Source organism: Brevibacillus sp. SIMBA_040 (assembly GCF_046535075.1).
Lineage (GTDB): Bacteria > Bacillota > Bacilli > Brevibacillales > Brevibacillaceae > Brevibacillus.
The window spans coordinates 215,281-233,603 of sequence record NZ_JAWRXI010000001.1 but is presented as its reverse complement, the minus strand read 5'-3'; the positions used below and the strand labels follow the sequence as shown (position 1 = coordinate 233,603).

Below are 18,323 nucleotides of genomic sequence, written 5' to 3'. Positions count from 1 at the left end.
AATCTGATGGATGACATGTTGAACCCGTACTACGTCGATATTGTCGTCTTCTTGATCATCTATCTCCTGTTAGGGCTCGGCTTGAATCTGATTACGGGCTATGCGGGACAGGTATCGCTCGGGCACGCAGCCTTTTACGGCATCGGGGCCTATAGCTCAGCGATTTTGTCAGTCACATACGGTATGAATCCGTGGGCCTCGATGGGGAGTGCTGTGGTCATTACGTTTGTTATCAGTGCGATTTTGGGGCTACCAAGCCTGCGAGTGCGGGAAGATTTTTTAGCGATTACGACGCTCGGGCTTGGATTGATCGCTCAATCCTTTTTTAAAAATGCGGAAATCACAGGTGGTGCTTACGGAATCGACTCCATCCCCGCGCCCTCGTTATTTGGAGTGGAGCTGAAAAATGTAGGCTACCTGCTGCTGGTTGTGGTTGTACTGTTGGCAGGAATTTTCGTGATGCAGAAGATGACGAAATCTCGTATCGGACGGGCATGGATGACGATTCGAGAGGATGAGATGGTGGCACAAGCAATGGGCATTAACACCACCTACTACAAAGTGCTGGTGTTTGCGATAGGTGGCGCTTATGCGGGAGCGGCTGGGGCGCTTTTTGCCCACAAGGCATCGTATATCAGTGCAGAATCGTTTGGCTTTACCATCTCAGTGACAGTACTGAGCATGGTGGTACTGGGAGGACTCGGCAGTATACGCGGCACCCTGTTTGGCGTCAGTGTCCTGTACCTTTTGCCTGAGCTGTTTCGCTTGTTCAAGCTTGATTTTATGGAGATGCAAAACCTCGACGTGTACAAGATGATGGTCTATGGTCTGTTGATGGTTATCGTGATGCGCTATCGTCCAAAAGGCTTGTTTGGCAAGACTGCCTTTAAAAAGGGGAAGCGCTACTCGACAGGCAAGGAATCGTCGATCAAGGGTGGTGATCAGGTTGCTTAAAATCGAAGGCATCACGAAGCGCTTCGGGGGCTTGATTGCAGTGGATCAGGTGAGCCTGCAAGTGAACCAGGGAGAGATTTTCGGCTTGATCGGTCCAAATGGAGCAGGCAAAACGACCTTTTTTAACATATTGACCGGGATTTACAAGCCGGATGCTGGCACCATCACGTTTGAGGGAAAGCCGATCCATGGGCTAAAGCCGTATCGCATTGCCAAAAGCGGGATATCGCGGACTTTTCAAAACATCCGTTTATTGAAAGAAGAAACTGTCCTGGACAATGTGGCTCTCGGCATGTTTGGCAAAACGTCCAGTGGACTGTGGGCCGCAATTTTGGGGCTTCGCTCGGCAAAGGAAGAAGAAGCATTTGTGCATACGGAAAGCTTGCGTCTGCTGGAGCTGGTTGGACTTGCGAACTATGAGCAGCTGGGGGCAGGAAGTCTATCCTACGGGAATCAACGGCGTGTGGAGATAGCCAGGGCGCTGGTTGCCAAGCCCAAAATGCTGCTTCTAGATGAACCGACAGCCGGGATGAATGCAGAGGAAGTGCAGGAAATGACCGCACTCATCCGAAAAATCAGGGAGAATGGGACAACGGTCATCCTGATCGAGCATAATGTGACGATGGTGACAGGGTTATGTGATCGGATTGCTGTGCTGGATCACGGGGTCAAGATTGCCGATGATATTCCGGAAGTGGTCATTTCCAATCCGGAGGTCATTGAGGCTTACATCGGCAAGGTAGACACAGAGGGGGTGACTCAGCGTGCTGCGAATTGAACAGCTGCATGTTTCCTATGGAGGGATTCAGGCGGTTCGAGATATATCGCTTGAAGTAAACGAGGGGGAAGTCGTGACGCTGATCGGCTCCAATGGGGCTGGAAAAACGACAACCTTGCATGCGATTTGCGGGATTACCCCCTCGCGCGGAATGATTCAATATCGGGGAGTCGAGCTGCAGGGCAAAGCGACTCACCAAATCGTCCGCGAAGGAATCGTGATGGTTCCAGAAGGGAGGCGGGTTTTTCCCAAGCTGACGGTGGCAGTAAACTTACTGATGGGTGCGTACGCTCGGAAAATATCCAAAACGTCGCTGCAAAAAGAAATCGAACACATATATCAGTTATTTCCCCGATTAGCTGAACGAAAAAACCAGATGGCAGGCACGATGAGTGGAGGGGAACAGCAGATGCTGGCGATTGGGCGCGCGCTGATGGCGAAGCCCAGCTTGCTCATATTGGATGAACCCTCCATGGGTCTGGCACCAATCGTTGTCAAAGACATATACGAGACCATTCGCCGCATCAAAGGGCAGGGCATCACGATTCTACTGGTTGAACAAAACGCATTGATGGCTTTGTCCGTAGCAGACCGCGGTTACGTGCTAGAAAATGGAGAGATTCGACTGCACGATACGGCTCAAAACCTCCGTGAGCAGGATAACGTGAAGAAGGCGTATTTGGGGAGCTGAAAAGAGGAGCATGAACAAAAAAACTTGGTGGCTGTCAGCAGAACGGTGGAGCCGTGGCCGCCTGCGCGACAGCCATTTTCTTTGAATGCAGAAATGTCAGATCATTTTAAAAAATGTATTGATTTTGTCAGCTAGTAGGAATATGATGTTTTCAGATAGTTAATCGTTATCGTATAACGATTAACTAAGGAGGCTGTACATGAAAAAGAAACTAGTAAAAGTCACAATAAAAGACGTAGCAAAGCATGCAGGTGTATCTACTACTACGATCTCCCGCTTTCTAAACGGACGCTATGAAGCGATGGGCCAGGAAACAAAGGAAAAGATTCAGAAGTCTATCGAGATGCTGGACTTCAAACCGAATCAGCTGGCACGCGGACTTCGCAACGACCGCAGCAATACGATCGGGTTCGTAGTAGCGGATATCGGCAACCCATACTCGGTCTCGGTCATCCAGGGAATGGAAGAGATATGCAGCCAGCTTGGATATAGCATCATCATCTGCAATGCGAACGAAGATCCCGAGAAAGAACGGGAAAGTCTCATGATGCTGGAATCGAAGCACATCGATGGCTTGATTATCAACTCTTCGGGCAAAAACAACGATTTGCTGATGCGGATTGGAGCAGCCATTCCAGTTCTGTTGATCGACCGCAAGCTGCCAGGAATGCCTTTTTCTACTGTAACTACTGACAACACACAGGGTACGCTTCTCGCGATTGAGCATTTGACCGCAAGAGGCTGCGATCGTCTCCATCTCTTTATATCTGACCCGGATGGCATCAGCCCTCGGTATGAGCGTATTTTTGCTTTTGAACAGTTTGCCAAAAACAACAGCAAGGTTCAGGCGTCATTGAACGTCATCGAAGAGTATTCGCAGCCATTGGTGAATGAGTATGTAAAAAGCTTGGTTGAAAGCAAGCAGCCAAATGAAAAAATCGGTCTAATTGCCGGTAACGGAAAGCTCTCACTGATGGTGCTAAAAGCCATTCATCACTTGAATTATCAGGTGCCAGAGGATTTGCTGCTGATTGGCTTCGATGATCCCGAGTGGGCGTCGATTGCAAGACCAACCTTGACCGTATTGTCTCAGCCTACATATGAAATAGGGCGCCAAGCCGCGGAGATGATGATCGCGCAAATTCAAAAGGGACAAGAAGCACCGCCACAGACCTTGGAGCTGATGATGCAGCTCATCCAACGAGAATCCACAGAATTCTAATTTTTTTTGGAAGTTAGTTAATCGATATACGAAAACGATTAACTAAAAAAGGAGGTGCCTTACTTGTACGAGCAACTAACGACGCCAGCGGTGATCGTAGATCTGGACATCGTAGAAGCGAATCTAGCAAAAATGGCAGGCAAGCTGGCAGAGCAAGGAATCAAGCATCGGCCACATATGAAAACACATAAGTCTGTTGCGCTTGCCAAAATGCAGCTCGCAGCAGGGGCGCATGGTATCACAGTAGCCAAGCTGTCGGAAGCTGAAGTGTTTGCTGCAGCGGGATTAGACAACATCTTGGTTGCCTTTCCGCTTATTGGAAAAGAAAAGCTCGATCGCTTTGCCAGACTCCACCAATCTATTGAAATGATGACCGTGGTAGACAGTATGGAGGGGGCAAAAGGGCTTTCCGAGGTAGGAATAACGACTGGTAAGCCAGTACAAGTCCTGATTGAAGTCGATGGAGGTCTGCATCGCGGAGGCAGGCAGCCAGGGGATGAGCTCGTCTCGTTCGCTTGTGCACTGCGGGAGCTGGAAGGTATACACATCGCAGGTATCCTCTCTTACTTTGGACAAATCTATCGGGAAAAAGGTAAAGAGGCGCTCCAGTCTGTGGTCAAAAAAGAGTCAGAGCTGATTCGCAGGATTACAGACGAGCTGCAGGAAGTTGGCATTTCCTTGCCGATCATCAGCGCAGGCTCCACACCAACCTCTTTACTATGTGAAGATTTGCGAGGGGTCACTGAGGTTCGAGCAGGCAATTATATATTTAATGATGTAACAGCGGTAAAGCTCGGGCTTGTGGAGGAGAAGGACTGTGCGCTGCGCGTGATCGCTACCGTAGTCAGTGTCCCGATCCCGGGGAGAGCGTCGATTGATGCCGGTTCCAAGACATTGACGAGCGATCGTGCCCCAGATCATGAAGGATATGGGATTGTAGTAGGTCATCCAGCTGTACAGATCATGGCACTAAATGAAGAGCATGGCATGCTGCAATTCGATCCTGCAAGCGTTTCCTTTTCTGTGGGAGACCGTATTGAAATCATCCCGAACCATGCGTGTGTTATTCCGAATCTGAATGATTCACTTACGTCGGTCAGAGGGCAGCAGGTAGTAGATACGATCCGCGTGGACGCGCGAGGCTGCAACTATTAAGAGCATTTACATTAACCAAAAGGAAGTGTTTCCACATGGGGAAAATTGAACAGCGATTACAAGAGCTGGGCATTACGCTACCTGAGCCGCCGCCTGTTGCAGCCATTTACGTACCGGCAGTAACGGTAGGAAATATGGTTTATACATCAGGGAACGACTGTCGGGCCAGTGGCAAGCTGATGTTTACGGGTAAGCTGGGACAAGAGCTGACAATTGAAGAGGGACAGCTGGCTGCGAGACAAACGATGATCAATCTGCTTGCTGTACTGAAGACACATCTTGGCGATTTGGATAAAATCGAGCGGATTGTAAAGCTGCTGGCTTTTGTAAACAGCGCGCCTGGTTTTGCTGATCAGCCTTATGTAATCAATGGGGCTTCTGCTTTACTGGAAGAAGTATTTGGAGAACAGGGAAGACATGCGAGGTCCGCGATAGGGACGTCCGAGCTGCCGTTTCATACCCCAGTAGAAATCGAAATGATCGTTCAAATTAAGGAATAGAGAATATGTTCAGAATTATAAAAAAATGAATTGACACAAGCTATGTTCGCTAGTAGTATGATCCATAAAACGATTCTAATGCATCAGATATCAGATTTCAGATGGTGCAAATTTCCTGCTAAATTCAACAACCACCGTGGGAGGATGACAGAATGAAGTTGCTGACCTTTCATACAGAGAGAGGCTTGCAAGTAGGGATCAAGACGGAGCGGGGAATCTTGGATATCTCCAAAGCAGCGGGTACATATCACACCGACGATCTCAGCTTACAGTCGATCGAACAGATTGTAGAGGGCGGAGTCGAGGTGCTGGAGTCGCTTGCGAGGCTTTTGACGCTGGCAGGCGATGCAGATGATGACGAGCTATGGCTTGCGGAAGACAGTCTGCGGCTCGGACCATGTGTTCCGTATCCAGGAAAAATCATCTGTGTAGGCCTCAATTATCGCAAGCATGCGATAGAGTCCAAGCTCCCGATTCCCGAATCACCCGTACTGTTCAACAAATTCACGAACAGTATTGCAGCCCACGGGGAAACGATTCAGCTTCCGAAAGGAACAAGCCAAGTGGATTACGAAGCGGAGCTCGCGATCGTCATCGGGAAAAAAGCGAAGCATGTCTCCAAGGAAAACGCTCTGGAATACGTATTCGGCTACTGCAATGCCAATGATCTTTCAGCGCGTGACCTGCAAAACAGGACTAGCCAATGGCTGCTCGGCAAAAGCTGTGACGGATTTTGTCCGGTGGGTCCCTACCTGGTCACCTCTGATGAAGTAGGCAACCCAAACGATCTGCGGATTCGCTCGTATGTAGGTGGCGAGGTGAGACAAGACTCCAATACCGGCGATATGATCTTCGCCTGTGACGAAATTGTCAGCTATATCTCTTCGTACATGACATTGGAACCGGGTGACATCATTTTGACGGGAACACCAGAGGGAGTCATTTTGGGGTATCCAAAGGAAAAGCAGATCTGGCTTGCGGCTGGAGACGAAGCAACGATTGAAATCGAAAAGCTCGGTCGCTTGACGAATCGTTTTCAAGACGAAGCCTGAATCATCTACACACTCTAATTCCTACCCCCCAAGGAGGTACAAGCGAACATGAAAGCATTATCCCAAACGAGAAGCGGCTTGCCACGTTCAGGCATACGCCAAATCATGGACTACTCAGCAACGATCCCGGATGTGATCCATCTGGAAGTGGGTGAACCGAATGTCAACACACCACTCCACATTCGCGAAGCAGCATTTGCAGCTATGAACGAAGGGTTTACCCACTATACGGCAAATGCCGGATTGGTCAGCCTGCGCAGCTCTATCGCAGATCACCTGAAGCGCCATTACGAAATACAGGTAAATACCGATCAGATTGTGGTCACTGCAGGAGCGGTAAACGCACTTGCCGCAACGATTTTGTCGCTTGTGGAATCCGGTGAAGAGGTCTTAATTCCTGATCCGGGCTGGCCAAATTATGAGCAGATCATTTTGAGCCAAGAATCGATCCCGAAGCGTTACAAGCTTTTGCCGGACTCAGGCTTTGTCCCGGATGTGGCTGAGCTGGAGAAAGTAGTTACGCCAAATACAAAAGCGATTATCATCAACTCGCCGGGAAATCCTACAGGCGGCGTACTCAGTGAAACGAACATCAAGGAAATCCTCGCCTTCGCTTCTAAGCACGATCTATACGTCATTTCCGATGAGGTCTACGACGGGATCGTTTTCGAGGATAAGCATATCTCCCCGATGTCCTATGACACAGAGGGCAGAGTGATCAGCATCTTCGGCTTCTCCAAAAACTACGCGATGACTGGCTGGAGGGTCGGCTATGCAGTTGCTCCGCAGCAGATTGCAGCCGTTATTGCAAAAGTTTTGGAGCCGCTCGTCTCATGTGCATCGTCCGTATCGCAAAAAGCTGCGGAGGCAGCCATCTCCTCGACGCAGGAGTTCGTTCACGAAATGCGCGAGATTTATCATGCCAGGCGTGACAGCGCTTACAAGCTACTGGAGGAAGCTGGCATCAAGGCGTACAAGCCTAAGGGAGCTTTCTACATGATGATCGATCTCTCCGGGGTAGAAACAGAAGAGGAGAATCTAGCGATTGCCTTGGTCAAAGAATCCAGGGTTGCAGTGGCTCCGGGAACTACCTTTGGATCGACGACTGCACACATGATTCGCATCTCTCTTGCGACTGAAGATTCCCAATTGTTAGAAGGCATTAAGCGGATTTGTGATTTTGTAACAAAACATAGAAAACAATAACAAAATCAAGGGGGATTCTACGATGTTTCGTAAAAAGAAAAGTGCATTACTGACTCTCATGATGTCGCTCGTTCTGTTGGTTACTGCTTGCAGCTCCGAAACAGGTTCGTCACCTACGCAAAATACGCAGAGCCGACTCGATAAAATCATCGCCTCGAAAAAAATCCGCATCGCCACTTACGCTGACAGCCCAGGCTGGAGTGTACTGAACGCTTCTGGTGAATACGAAGGCTTTGACCCTGATATTGCCCGCAAGCTCGCAGAGTCGTTGGGAGCTGAAATTGAATTCGTAACGACTGACGGCGTAAACCGCATCCCGCTTCTGGAATCCGACAAGGTCGATGTAGCCATCTCTGTATTTACCCCAACCAATGAGCGCGCGAAGTCGATCAACTTTACCATTCCATACTCCGCAGCTGGCTTGGTGCCCATGTATCCAAAAAATAAACCGATCAGCAGCTGGGATGGCGTAAAAGGAAAGAAAGTTTCTGTATCCAAAGGCTCCACAGGTGATATCGCGCTGAGCAAGTACTACCCGGAAGCACAGCTCGTTCGCTTTGATTCCACAGCAGATGCGTTTTTGGCACTGAAAACGGGCAAGGTTGATGTCTTTGTAGAAGAAGATGGAATCATTCTCGACTTGCTGAAAAAGAATCAGGAATTCGAATCGCTGCCTGGTCAACCGTTCCAATCCTCTTATATTGCGATGGGCGTCAAAAAAGGCGATCAGGAATGGCTCAACTACCTGAATCACTTTATCCGCAACCTGAACTATTCCGGTGAGGGCGCAGAATTATACAAGAATCGATTTGGTGTAGATGCACCGAAGCTGCTTACCTACTAATCCTCTGGCAGTCCCATATAAATCGGAACGGGGGACGTGGTTCTCCCGTTCTGATCACCCTGAGAATGAGGTGATTGGTTCGTGAATTTGGTTTTCCATGATATTATCCCGTACATTCCTTTGCTGATAAGTGGTCTTGGCACGAGCTTGATGATTACGGTCATCTGTATGCTTGCCGGTACGGTGCTCGGTTTGTTTGTCGCCTTGGCCAAATCCAGCAAGATCACTCCCCTTCGCTATTTTGGGAACACGTACATTGAGATTTTTCGCAATACGCCATTGATCGTGCAGTTGTACCTGCTTTATTTCGGAATGGGGCAATTGGGACTGGATATTAGTCCATTGTGGTCTGCCTTGATCGGGATCACAATTAACAATGCTGCGTATACAGCTGAAATATTCCGTGCTGGTCTAAGCAGTGTTCCAAAAGGGCTTTATGAAGCAGGTAGCGCACTGGGGATGAACGCAGCCCAAACCTTCCGCCATGTCATTTTGCCACCCGCTTTTCGCACAGCGTTTCCAGCTTTGACAAACCAGCTTGTCTTGCTGTTCTTGTTCTCTTCCGTCGCCTCCATTATTTCGCTTGAGGAACTGACGTATCAAGTGATGAATATCGAGACTCAAACATCCAGGACATTGGAAATTACACTGATTGCCACGGTGCTCTACTACGGTTGCTCATCTATCTTTGTGTACCTGTCCAACGCTTTGGCAAGGAAAGTGTTCAAATGGTAAAGGGAGGATTACAATGACTCAAGATTTTGGTTGGATACATCTCGTCCCTATCCTAAAAGGAGCGTGGCTGACGATCCAGCTTTGTTTCTTCTCATTACTGATAGGTGGTGCGATCGGGGGCATCGTTGGCCTCGGAGCCTCATCCAAAAACAAGCTGGCAAACGCACTTTCATCCCTATACATCAGACTGGTCAGGGGAGTTCCCCTTTTGATGATCATCTTTTTGATTTACTTTGCGCTCCCGATGCTCCATATCGGCATTAACTTTTCCAAAGGCTTTTCCGCTGTTATGGCTCTCTCGATTTACGCAGGCGCTTATTTGGGCGAAATCGTCAGAGGGGGAATTCAGTCCGTACCAAAAGGACAATTCGAAGCAGCAGATGCTTTGGGCATGACTACTTTTCAAAAATTCCGGCATGTGATTGTACCACAAGCAATGAAGTTCATCATTCCGCCGGGGATCGGATTTTTCATCGCATTAATCAAGGACTCATCGCTGGTTTCCATCATCGGTTACATTGATCTGACAAAAGCAGGAAAGGTCGTCAGCAGCCTGACCTTTAACCCGATCGCCTCTTTCCTTGCAGTTGCCGCGGTGTATTTCGTACTCTGCTTCGGATTGTCCAAGGCATCATATTACTTCGAAAAGAGATTTCTGGGCTCAACGTAAGTATGGCCTCGTCACTTGGTATAAAAGGCTGGTAGTGGGAAGGGAGATCATAAATGAATATTCAAGTGAAGGATTTGCATAAAAGCTACGGCAAGCTGGAGGTACTAAAAGGTATCGATTGCGAGATTAAAGAGGGAGAAGTGGTATGCGTCATTGGTCCCTCTGGCTCGGGAAAAAGCACCTTTCTGCGTTGCCTCAATTTGTTGGAGCAAATCACAAGCGGTCAGGTTTTGATTGGCCAGCATGACATCACGAATGCCAAAACGGATATCAATATGGTTCGTACCGAGGTAGGAATGGTCTTTCAGCAATTCAACCTTTTTCCACACAAGACGGCTCTGGAAAATGTCATGCTTGCTCCCGTCATCGTAAAGCACGAGTCCAAGGAAGCAGCGCGCGCCAAAGCACTGGAATTGCTCGCTAAGGTAGGACTAAAGGAAAAGGCTGATTCCTATCCGGGGAACCTGTCCGGGGGGCAAATGCAGCGTGTAGCCATTGCGCGTGCACTGGCAATGAATCCCAAAATCATCCTGTTTGACGAGCCGACTTCAGCACTAGACCCTGAGTTGGTTGGAGAGGTCCTGAATGTCATGAAGGACCTGGCACAAGAAGGCATGACGATGGTAGTCGTGACGCATGAGATGGGATTCGCCCGTGAAGTAGCGGACCGGGTTATTTTCATGGACCAAGGCTACATCGTCGAAGAAGGAAATCCAGAAGAGATCTTCCGTGCACCTAAAAATGAGCGCACGCAAGCCTTTTTGCGCAAGGTGATCTAAGAGCAGGCAGGGGGTGCCAACATGCATGCAACAGGCTTAACATGTGTCGTTTGTCATAAGGCGTATCCTCTCGCCCCCCTGTACGAGTGTGGGGAGTGCGGGGGAATTTTGGAGGTTACTTATGCGATTGCGCAAGCGGATGGCTCGTCTGCTTTGCTCCCGGTTTCCGAGCAGAATCGAATTCATTTAGGGGAAGGAGATACCAGACTGCTATCGGCTCCACGGCTTGCGAAAAGGCTAGGCATCAAGACGCTGCTGCTTAAATGTGAATTCATGAATCCTACTGGATCTTTCAAAGATCGCCCTGTATCCATCGGGATTACGAAAGCAGTTGAATTTGGTTTTCAACAAGTCATTGCTGCTTCCAGTGGAAATGGAGCCGCCTCAGTCGCTGCTTATGCTGCGCGTGCGGGGCTTCAAGCAATCATCCTTGTCCCAGAATCCACACCGCTTGAAAAGGTAAGGCAGACCCTCGCTTACGGAGCCAAGGTCATCCGTGTGAAAGGGCCGTACAGCAACTGTTTTTCGCTGGCGAAGCAGCTCGGTCAGAGTCAGAACATTTTTAATTTGACGACAACCCTTCTGAATCCGTACACGGTAGAGGGAAACAAGCTCGTAGCCTATGAGCTGTATGAACAGATGAATGGAATGGTTCCAGATGTAATCTATGTACCGATTGGGGCCGGACCATTGCTCATTGGTATTTACAGAGGATATTTGGAGCATCACCGGTATCATCCGGGAGCAAAGCTTCCCAGAATGGCAGGAATCCAGGCAGCAGGAAATAATCCGATCGCAACCGCGTTTACTCAGGGTGAATCAGTGGTTCGTTCAGAGCCCAATCCAGAAACGATTGCGGGCGGGATTGCAGACGGATTGGTCGGGTATGAAAAGGATGGAACCTATACGCTACAGATCGTAGTGCAATCAAATGGATTTGTGTCAGATGTATCAGACGCCCGGATATTGGAGGCGCAAATTCTGTTAGCCCAGGAGGAAGGGGTCTTTGTAGAGCCTTCCGCGGCAGCAGGCATAGCAGGACTGATGAAAAGCTTGGAGGAACAACGAATTTCTGAAAATGATTCCGTGGTCGTTGTTTTGACTGGACACGGATTAAAGGATATGGGAAATGTTCACGTTGCGAGAGAAGTACCTACCATTGACGATAGCATGGAGCAACTGCTGGAAGTGCTAGACAAATAGAGGGGTGGAAATGGCATGAGCAGCATCACGATAGGAATTACCGACTGTGATCATCCATCGGTGGAAATTGAACAAAATGTCATCCGAAATGCTTCTGCACAGATGGTTCTGCATGAATGCAAAACAGAGGAAGACGTGATCCAGCAGTGCGTAGATGCAGACGGCTTGCTGAACCAGTACGCTCCTCTGACACGCAATGTACTTGGCAAGCTGCCACGCTGCAAGGTCATCGTGCGATACGGCGTAGGTGTAAACAATGTAGATGTACAAGCAGCTACTGATTATGGCATTCAGATTTGCAACGTACCTGATTACGGAGTAGATGAAGTATCCGATCATGCATTGGCACTCATGTATACACTTACGCGCAAGACGCTACTTCTCGGCAATGCGATCCGCAAAGGAGAATGGGACTTTAGCATTTCCCGTCCGATTTTGCGATTGCGCGGACAGACAGTCGGTGTCGTTGGACTTGGACGAATCGGGAGTGCTTTCGCCAAAAAGGCACACGGGGCAGGGTTCCACGTAATTGGTTACGATCATCGAAGCGCAGGGGAGGATTCTTTATCCTTTGTCGAGCGTGTCACGTTTGAAGATTTGCTTGAGCGCTCTGATATCATCTCGATTCACTGTCCACTTACAGATGAGACGAAAAACTTGTTCAGTACAAAAGAGCTGCAGGCCATGAAGTCTTCCGCCTATCTGATCAATACAGCTCGCGGTTCGATTGTTGACGAGGCCGCACTGGATCAGGCGCTTACAGAAGGCTGGATCGCTGGGGCAGCACTTGACGTCATGGAGCTGGAGCCGCCAAAGCCGGATCATCCATTGCTAAAGCAGGAAAACTGCATCATTACGCCGCATGTCGCCTGGTATTCCGAACAGGCCTTTGATGAATTAAAGCGAAAAGCGGCGGAAGAAGCGGTGCGCGTTTTGTCAGGAGAGAAGCCTCACTATCCAGTAAATCAGCTATAAGAGGTAGTTCATGAACAAGAAGGAGCGTACCAGGATGACTATGAAAAGCGCTGTCTACTACGGGGCAAACGACATTCGCGTAGAGGAAAAACAAGTACCGACTCCGCCAACAGGCTGGGCGTTGGTTAAGGTGAGCTATACAGGGATTTGCGGTACCGATCTAAATATATATGTGGGCGCTCATCCGCGTGCCAAGGGACCACTCGTTATTGGGCACGAGTTGTCTGGGACGCTGATCGAGGGGCATCCGACTTTGCCAGCAGGTACACCTGTAACCGTCCGCCCGCTCTTGTTTTGCGGAGAGTGTGAGCCGTGTCAGACCGGAAAAAGTCACGTGTGCAAAAACCTTCAGCTGGTGGGAATCGATTGTGATGGCTCCATGGCCGAATATGTGGTTGCCCCGGCAGAAACGATTCACGCGCTGCCAACGAATGTGTCTCTTAGGGCAGGTGCCTTGATTGAGCCGCTGGCAGTGGGTGTCCATGCGGTTCGGCAATCCGGCTTCGTTCCCGGTGATACAGCACTCGTATTTGGCGCAGGACCGATCGGGATGTGTGTAGCCGTTTCTTTGCAGCTGTTGGGGGCGGGGCGAGTGATTGTCGCTGAAACGAACCCTTTCCGTCTGCAAATGGCAAAAGATTTAGGTTTTGAAACGATTGATCCAAAAAATGGCAGCATCGTAGAGCAGGTGCTCATGAAAACAGAAGGGAACGGTGCTGATTTTTCCTTTGACTGCGCCGGTCATCCGTCCGTATCTGAAATCCTGACGCATGCGACGAAAATACGCGGTACGGCTGTCGTTGTTGCGGCTTATAAAAAGCCTGCACCGATTGATTTGCTGCAAGCGATGTTCAAAGAAATCACGATCAAAGGCGTTCGCGTATATACACCAAAGGATTTTGAAATTGCCGCTCAGCTGCTCGAAAAGCCGTTTGACTTCGAAAAATTGATTACGCATGTGATGCCACTTGAGGACGTAAAAACGGGATTCGATATGCTGCTATCCGGCGGTAATGCCGTCAAGGTCCTGATTGCGATCAATGCGGAAGAAGTCGGTCGTGGAACAGGAAGTGGAGAGCAATGACCATGTTTAATTTGAGCGGACAGGTAGCCGTCATCACAGGAGCGACAAGAGGACTCGGTCAGGCTATGGCAGTTGCTTTGGCTGAGGCAGGGGCCGACATCGCTTTGGTGCAACGAAATGCATCTGACACACATACAAAAGAGTTAATAGAGGCAGTCGGGCGCCGGTGCGAAATCATTTTGTGCGATCTGGCAGAAATGGATCAGGTCAAACAGGTTATGGATCAGGTTGATCGCGTGTTTGGAAAGGTAGACATTCTGGTCAACAACGGCGGGATTCAGCGTCGTTCTCCCGCAGCGGACTTTTCGGAAGCTGACTGGGACGATGTGCTGGACGTAAACCTGAAGACAGTCTTTATTCTGTGCCAGCATGCGGGCCAAAGAATGATTGCACAAGGTCGCGGAAAAATCATCAACATCGCGTCACTCCTGTCGTTTCAGGGAGGAATGCGGGTACCTGCCTACGCTGCAGCCAAAGGCGGTGTTGCTCAATTGACGAAAGCACTCGCAAACGAATGGGCTGGCCAAGGGATTACGGTCAATGCGATTGCGCCAGGATATATGGCTACGGACATGAATGAAGCACTACTAAAGGATGAAACACGTAATCGCCAGATTCTCGAAAGAATTCCCACGGGACGTTGGGGAAGGGCAGAGGATATGAAAGGGAGCATCGTCTTTCTTGCTTCACAAGCATCCGATTATGTGAACGGTCATGTACTCGCAGTGGATGGCGGCTGGCTGGGCAGATAATGATTGCAGCATATGTTGAGGGAGGACGTGCAAGTATGGACGTAGTAACAATCGGAGAAACCATGGTTCTCCTAACTCCAGGGTCTGTTGGTCCATTGCGGTATGTAACCAAGTTTGAAAAAACAATCGGCGGTGCGGAATCCAATGTAGCTATTGCGCTTGCTAGATTAGGCCATGCGGCGGGTTGGGTCAGCAGATTGGGTGATGACGAGTTCGGTTTATACGTTCGCAATTTTATCCGGGGAGAAGGCGTCGATACCTCCCGGGTTGTATTCGATGAAAAGTATCAAACAGCTGTCTTTTTCAAGGAGCGGCAGGCAAACAATGAACCGAAAGTCTACTATTATCGTAAAGGCTCGGCAGCAAGCCAGCTGAGTGCCGACGATTTGGACGAGACCTATATTGCAGGGGCCAAATTTTTACACCTTACCGGGATTACGGCAGCACTCAGCTCTTCCTGCAGAGCGATGATGGAGCGGGCGATTGAGATTGCGAGGGCGAATCAGCTCACTGTTGTGTTTGATCCGAATATTCGTTTAAAGCTATGGTCCAAAGAAGAGGCGCGCGAAGCATTAATGGATATTTCCAGTAGATGCGACATCGTCATGCCAGGAATCGAAGAGGGAGAAATCATGACCGGGGAAACCGAGCCAGAGAAAATAGCAGCCCGCCTATTGGAGAATGGAGCCAAGGTAGTGGTGCTGAAGCTCGGAGAAAAAGGGGCATTTTATGCGACGCAGGAATCAGCTGAGTATGTACCGGGATATCCTGTACACGAGATTGTGGACCCGATTGGCGCGGGAGATGGTTTTGCAGCGGGTTTCCTGTCTGGACTGCTTCGTGGCTGGTCGCTATCAAAGGCGGTCATGCTCGGAAATCGTGTAGGTGCATTTGCCCTTTCTGTGGTAGGAGATGTGGAGGGATATCCGTTTTGGAATCGGATTGCTTTGCAGGATGAGAAAAAAGAAGTGCTGCGCTAAAGAGACCTATAGGAGAGGGGGAGCTATCATGCTGCCTAAAGTCATGCTTTTGAAAAAGCTCGTTGAGAGTGGCGTTATTGCTGTCATTAGACGGATTCCAGAGGAGCAGGTAGAACAGGTTGCTGACAGCCTCGTCGAAGGCGGGATTACGGCATTGGAAATAACCGTTGATTCACAAGGAGCGTTCCATACGATTGCGAAGCTGTCTGCCAAGTATAAAGGTCGCGCCATCGTCGGAGCGGGTACAGTTGTCGACAACGTAACAGCTGGTCTGGCAATTCAAAGCGGGGCTGATTTCCTGTTTAGTCCAAGCTTGCACGAGGAAGTGATTCAGACTGCACTTCGGTATGGGAAAATCGCTGTTCCCGGAGTGATGACACCGACTGAAATGATTACCGCTATAGAAGCAGGTGCCGATCTGGTCAAAATCTTTCCGGCAGCCGGTCTGGGCGTTCAGTATATAAAGGATGTCAAAGCTCCCTTCCCTCATATTCCGATCATTCCAACAGGCGGTGTCAACCTGGACAATGTCGCTTCATTCATACAGGCTGGGGTAGCTGCAGTCGGAATCGGGGGCAACTTATTTGATCGCGAGACGCTCGAAACCGCCAATTATGCACGAATTACGCAAAATGCGAGGCAGTACGTCGCTGCTATTCACGAAGCACGCAAAGCATTTGCCTACAACTAAAGCAGACCACTGGCAGACCAAGTACCCGCAACGAATTGCTTACCAATCCTAGCGGGTACTTTTTCTACATATGAAAAAGGAATAAAAGGAGAGAGAAAGCAGATGGCAGTAAATCCAATCAAAAGCAAATTAAAAGAAGGAAAATGTGTGTATGGTAGCTGGATCAGAATTTCCTCCCCGATCATAGTAGAGGCACTGGGGAATGTCGGATTTGATTTTTTACATGTCGATATGGAGCATAGCTCGATTGACCTGCAAATGCTTGATTACATGGTTTTGGCGGGATATCGCCACAACATTCCACTTGCGGTCCGGACTGCTACGCAAAACCCAGCGGACCTGTACCGAATCATGGATATTGGCTATTCGTCCTTTGTGTTGCCGCGAATCGAAAGCGCTGAGCAGTGTGCGCATCTGTTAAATGGAGCACGTTACACTCCTGCTGGAACGAGAGGACTCGGCGGTGCGGTGCGCGCAAACGGCTGGGGAGAGATGCCGTTGGAGCAGCACTTGGCAGAGGCTGATGACGATACACTCATGATCATTCAAATCGAATCGGAGGAAGGCCTGAAAAATCTGGACGCGATTCTGGATGTTCCGGGCATCGATGTCGTCTATATTGGTCCGCTGGATTTATCGCAGGCACTGGGCTATCCAGGGCAAATCGATCATCCGGTCGTAGCGGATACGATCGCCTCTCTGATCAAAACCATACGCGCTAAAGGTATCGCTGTAGGTATTCACGCTGCCACGATTGAGCAGGCACAAGCTTGGGCCGATGCGGGAATCCAATATTTCACTGTGGCGCTGGATGTCTCACTGCTTCAAGCTGCAGCGCGCTCCCTCGTGGGACAATTGAAAAACACGCAGTAATCTTTGAGGAGGATCTGGCGCTCATGAAGTCTTTGGTGGATAAATCCTTGTTTCTAGGACTGGATAGCTGCACCTGGCTATACAGTGGAGCCGAGACGCCTACCTTGCGCGGAAGTCTGGAGGCGGTCAACGAATATTTGCATATGAGAAGCAGGGGGCCGCTCGGCAGAGAAAGAAACTCCCTCGTCGAAGCAGCCTGCAAGCAAAATGTGGCAAGACTGCTCCATGGCAGTGCAGACGATATCGCCTTGATCTCGAATACATCAGAAGCGATTGGCATTATCGCTGGCTCAATCCCGTTTCGTCAGGGAGACAACATCATAATCAATACGCTGGAATTCCCTTCTGGTGTCTTGCCGTGGTTAGGCTTGCAGCAAAAGGGGGTGGAAGTGAGGGTCGTCGGGCATACGAATTGGCAGGTTTCTATCGAAGATATCCTCGATCGGGTAGACAATCGAACCAGACTTGTGATGACCAGCCATGTCAGCTACATGTCTGGCAGCAGGATGGATTATCGCAGACTGTATCAGTCGCTGAAGAAGACGGATGCCTTGCTTTTGCTCGATGTCACCCAGTCTATGGGAGTCGTTCCTGTCTATCTTGAGGATACCGATTTCATCGTATGCAGCTCCTACAAATGGCTGCTCTCTATCCATGGAGCAGGAATTCTTGCCGTGAATCAGAGTGAACGGGTCCGTGATCTCGTTTTCCGCACGCCGGGTTGGCGAAGCATCCAGGCACAATTCGGTCCGAGCCGTTTTGAAACATATACGCTGCACGAGGATGCCCGGCGGTACGAACGGGGCTATCCGAGCTACGCGTCACTGTATTCCCTGGCTTACAGCACCGGATTTTTAGCAGACGTAGGAGTTGAAAATGTGGAGCAGCATGTTCTGTGTTTGGGGGATGAATTAATCGAGCAGGTGCGTACGCGAGGCTATGAGGTGATGACACCTGACGAGCCGTCCCAACGCGCAGGAAACATATCCATCGTATGTGACCAAGGCAGTACGGTAGCAGGGTGCTTGCAGCAGCAGGACGTCTACGTATGGGGTGGGGATGGGAGAGTGCGTGCTTCCATCCACCTGTTTAACGACAGCACTGATGTGGAGAAATTCATAGAGCTGCTCCCCGATCCATCCAGCTTGAAGTAAAACGAAAGGGCTATCCATGCTCGTT

General features: G+C 49.6%; 20 protein-coding genes. All 20 read left to right on the top strand.

From position 1 onward, the window contains the following. Positions 1-6: 6 nt before the first annotated feature. The 20 genes from SB752_RS01150 to SB752_RS01055 all read left to right on the top strand — a co-directional run bounded on the left by SB752_RS01150 (position 7) and on the right by SB752_RS01055 (position 18,298). The gene (locus SB752_RS01150) at positions 7-954 is read left to right on the top strand and encodes a branched-chain amino acid ABC transporter permease (protein WP_410713918.1); all 948 of its coding nucleotides are present in this window, start codon (positions 7-9) and stop codon (positions 952-954) included. Continuing rightward, positions 947-1,732 (top strand): ABC transporter ATP-binding protein, encoded by a 786-nt coding sequence (locus SB752_RS01145; RefSeq protein WP_410713917.1) that lies wholly within the window; start codon positions 947-949, stop codon positions 1,730-1,732. The genes SB752_RS01150 and SB752_RS01145 overlap by 8 nt, the downstream gene beginning before the upstream one ends. Next, complete coding sequence (locus SB752_RS01140; RefSeq protein WP_410713916.1) at positions 1,719-2,423, top strand: ABC transporter ATP-binding protein; 705 nt, start codon at positions 1,719-1,721, stop codon at positions 2,421-2,423. The genes SB752_RS01145 and SB752_RS01140 overlap by 14 nt, the downstream gene beginning before the upstream one ends. A gap of 199 nt (positions 2,424-2,622) precedes the next feature. Beyond that, on the top strand, positions 2,623-3,645 hold the full coding sequence (locus tag SB752_RS01135; RefSeq protein ID WP_410713915.1) for a LacI family DNA-binding transcriptional regulator: 1,023 nt from the start codon (positions 2,623-2,625) through the stop codon (positions 3,643-3,645). A 63-nt stretch (positions 3,646-3,708) separates the two neighbouring features. Then, positions 3,709-4,800: an alanine racemase gene (locus SB752_RS01130; RefSeq protein WP_410713914.1), complete on the top strand. Its 1,092-nt coding sequence runs from the start codon at positions 3,709-3,711 to the stop codon at positions 4,798-4,800. Positions 4,801-4,835: 35 nt separating this feature from the next. Further along, a complete protein-coding gene (locus SB752_RS01125) occupies positions 4,836-5,300 on the top strand; it encodes a RidA family protein (RefSeq protein ID WP_410713913.1) in 465 nt (154 codons plus the stop codon). 152 nt (positions 5,301-5,452) lie between these two features. Next, positions 5,453-6,352 (top strand): fumarylacetoacetate hydrolase family protein, encoded by a 900-nt coding sequence (locus tag SB752_RS01120; protein ID WP_410713912.1) that lies wholly within the window; start codon positions 5,453-5,455, stop codon positions 6,350-6,352. Between the two features lie 48 nt (positions 6,353-6,400). Then, the gene (locus tag SB752_RS01115; RefSeq protein ID WP_410713911.1) at positions 6,401-7,558 is read left to right on the top strand and encodes a pyridoxal phosphate-dependent aminotransferase; all 1,158 of its coding nucleotides are present in this window, start codon (positions 6,401-6,403) and stop codon (positions 7,556-7,558) included. Positions 7,559-7,580: 22 nt separating this feature from the next. Continuing rightward, positions 7,581-8,402: a transporter substrate-binding domain-containing protein gene (locus SB752_RS01110; RefSeq protein WP_410713910.1), complete on the top strand. Its 822-nt coding sequence runs from the start codon at positions 7,581-7,583 to the stop codon at positions 8,400-8,402. An 81-nt stretch (positions 8,403-8,483) separates the two neighbouring features. Further along, positions 8,484-9,137 carry an amino acid ABC transporter permease gene (locus SB752_RS01105; protein ID WP_410713909.1) on the top strand — a complete coding sequence of 218 codons (654 nt, stop codon included), beginning with the start codon at positions 8,484-8,486 and terminating at the stop codon, positions 9,135-9,137. Between the two features lie 13 nt (positions 9,138-9,150). Next, complete coding sequence (locus SB752_RS01100) at positions 9,151-9,807, top strand: amino acid ABC transporter permease (RefSeq protein ID WP_410713908.1); 657 nt, start codon at positions 9,151-9,153, stop codon at positions 9,805-9,807. 53 nt (positions 9,808-9,860) lie between these two features. After that, complete coding sequence (locus SB752_RS01095) at positions 9,861-10,586, top strand: amino acid ABC transporter ATP-binding protein (protein ID WP_410713907.1); 726 nt, start codon at positions 9,861-9,863, stop codon at positions 10,584-10,586. 21 nt (positions 10,587-10,607) lie between these two features. After that, on the top strand, positions 10,608-11,789 hold the full coding sequence (gene thrC / locus SB752_RS01090) for a threonine synthase (protein ID WP_410713906.1): 1,182 nt from the start codon (positions 10,608-10,610) through the stop codon (positions 11,787-11,789). Positions 11,790-11,804: 15 nt separating this feature from the next. Then, positions 11,805-12,764, top strand: coding sequence for a C-terminal binding protein (locus tag SB752_RS01085; protein WP_410713905.1), 960 nt, complete (start codon positions 11,805-11,807; stop codon positions 12,762-12,764). Between the two features lie 34 nt (positions 12,765-12,798). Continuing rightward, on the top strand, positions 12,799-13,848 hold the full coding sequence (locus SB752_RS01080) for a zinc-dependent alcohol dehydrogenase (RefSeq protein WP_410713904.1): 1,050 nt from the start codon (positions 12,799-12,801) through the stop codon (positions 13,846-13,848). Further along, positions 13,845-14,600 (top strand): 2-dehydro-3-deoxy-D-gluconate 5-dehydrogenase KduD, encoded by a 756-nt coding sequence (gene kduD, locus SB752_RS01075; protein WP_410713903.1) that lies wholly within the window; start codon positions 13,845-13,847, stop codon positions 14,598-14,600. Before SB752_RS01080 ends, kduD begins: the two co-directional genes overlap by 4 nt. A 35-nt stretch (positions 14,601-14,635) precedes the next feature. Continuing rightward, the gene (locus SB752_RS01070; protein ID WP_410713902.1) at positions 14,636-15,580 is read left to right on the top strand and encodes a sugar kinase; all 945 of its coding nucleotides are present in this window, start codon (positions 14,636-14,638) and stop codon (positions 15,578-15,580) included. A gap of 28 nt (positions 15,581-15,608) precedes the next feature. Continuing rightward, positions 15,609-16,271: a bifunctional 4-hydroxy-2-oxoglutarate aldolase/2-dehydro-3-deoxy-phosphogluconate aldolase gene (locus tag SB752_RS01065; protein ID WP_410713901.1), complete on the top strand. Its 663-nt coding sequence runs from the start codon at positions 15,609-15,611 to the stop codon at positions 16,269-16,271. 102 nt (positions 16,272-16,373) lie between these two features. Continuing rightward, positions 16,374-17,144 (top strand): HpcH/HpaI aldolase family protein, encoded by a 771-nt coding sequence (locus SB752_RS01060; protein ID WP_410713900.1) that lies wholly within the window; start codon positions 16,374-16,376, stop codon positions 17,142-17,144. Positions 17,145-17,167: 23 nt separating this feature from the next. After that, positions 17,168-18,298 carry an aminotransferase class V-fold PLP-dependent enzyme gene (locus SB752_RS01055; RefSeq protein ID WP_410713899.1) on the top strand — a complete coding sequence of 377 codons (1,131 nt, stop codon included), beginning with the start codon at positions 17,168-17,170 and terminating at the stop codon, positions 18,296-18,298. The last annotated feature ends 25 nt before the right edge of the window (positions 18,299-18,323 follow it).

What these genes read in the sequence shown, in the direction of transcription:
- SB752_RS01150 (WP_410713918.1), top strand. Translation starts at nt 7, where the DNA reads ATGGATGACATGTTGAACCCGTACTACGTCGATATTGTCGTCTTCTTG.
- SB752_RS01135 (WP_410713915.1), top strand. Translation starts at nt 2,623, where the DNA reads ATGAAAAAGAAACTAGTAAAAGTCACAATAAAAGACGTAGCAAAGCAT.
- SB752_RS01125 (WP_410713913.1), top strand. Translation starts at nt 4,836, where the DNA reads ATGGGGAAAATTGAACAGCGATTACAAGAGCTGGGCATTACGCTACCT.
- SB752_RS01120 (WP_410713912.1), top strand. Translation starts at nt 5,453, where the DNA reads ATGAAGTTGCTGACCTTTCATACAGAGAGAGGCTTGCAAGTAGGGATC.
- SB752_RS01115 (WP_410713911.1), top strand. Translation starts at nt 6,401, where the DNA reads ATGAAAGCATTATCCCAAACGAGAAGCGGCTTGCCACGTTCAGGCATA.
- SB752_RS01110 (WP_410713910.1), top strand. Translation starts at nt 7,581, where the DNA reads ATGTTTCGTAAAAAGAAAAGTGCATTACTGACTCTCATGATGTCGCTC.
- SB752_RS01100 (WP_410713908.1), top strand. Translation starts at nt 9,151, where the DNA reads ATGACTCAAGATTTTGGTTGGATACATCTCGTCCCTATCCTAAAAGGA.
- SB752_RS01095 (WP_410713907.1), top strand. Translation starts at nt 9,861, where the DNA reads ATGAATATTCAAGTGAAGGATTTGCATAAAAGCTACGGCAAGCTGGAG.
- thrC (WP_410713906.1), top strand. Translation starts at nt 10,608, where the DNA reads ATGCATGCAACAGGCTTAACATGTGTCGTTTGTCATAAGGCGTATCCT.
- SB752_RS01085 (WP_410713905.1), top strand. Translation starts at nt 11,805, where the DNA reads ATGAGCAGCATCACGATAGGAATTACCGACTGTGATCATCCATCGGTG.
- SB752_RS01080 (WP_410713904.1), top strand. Translation starts at nt 12,799, where the DNA reads ATGACTATGAAAAGCGCTGTCTACTACGGGGCAAACGACATTCGCGTA.
- kduD (WP_410713903.1), top strand. Translation starts at nt 13,845, where the DNA reads ATGACCATGTTTAATTTGAGCGGACAGGTAGCCGTCATCACAGGAGCG.
- SB752_RS01070 (WP_410713902.1), top strand. Translation starts at nt 14,636, where the DNA reads ATGGACGTAGTAACAATCGGAGAAACCATGGTTCTCCTAACTCCAGGG.
- SB752_RS01065 (WP_410713901.1), top strand. Translation starts at nt 15,609, where the DNA reads ATGCTGCCTAAAGTCATGCTTTTGAAAAAGCTCGTTGAGAGTGGCGTT.
- SB752_RS01060 (WP_410713900.1), top strand. Translation starts at nt 16,374, where the DNA reads ATGGCAGTAAATCCAATCAAAAGCAAATTAAAAGAAGGAAAATGTGTG.
- SB752_RS01055 (WP_410713899.1), top strand. Translation starts at nt 17,168, where the DNA reads ATGAAGTCTTTGGTGGATAAATCCTTGTTTCTAGGACTGGATAGCTGC.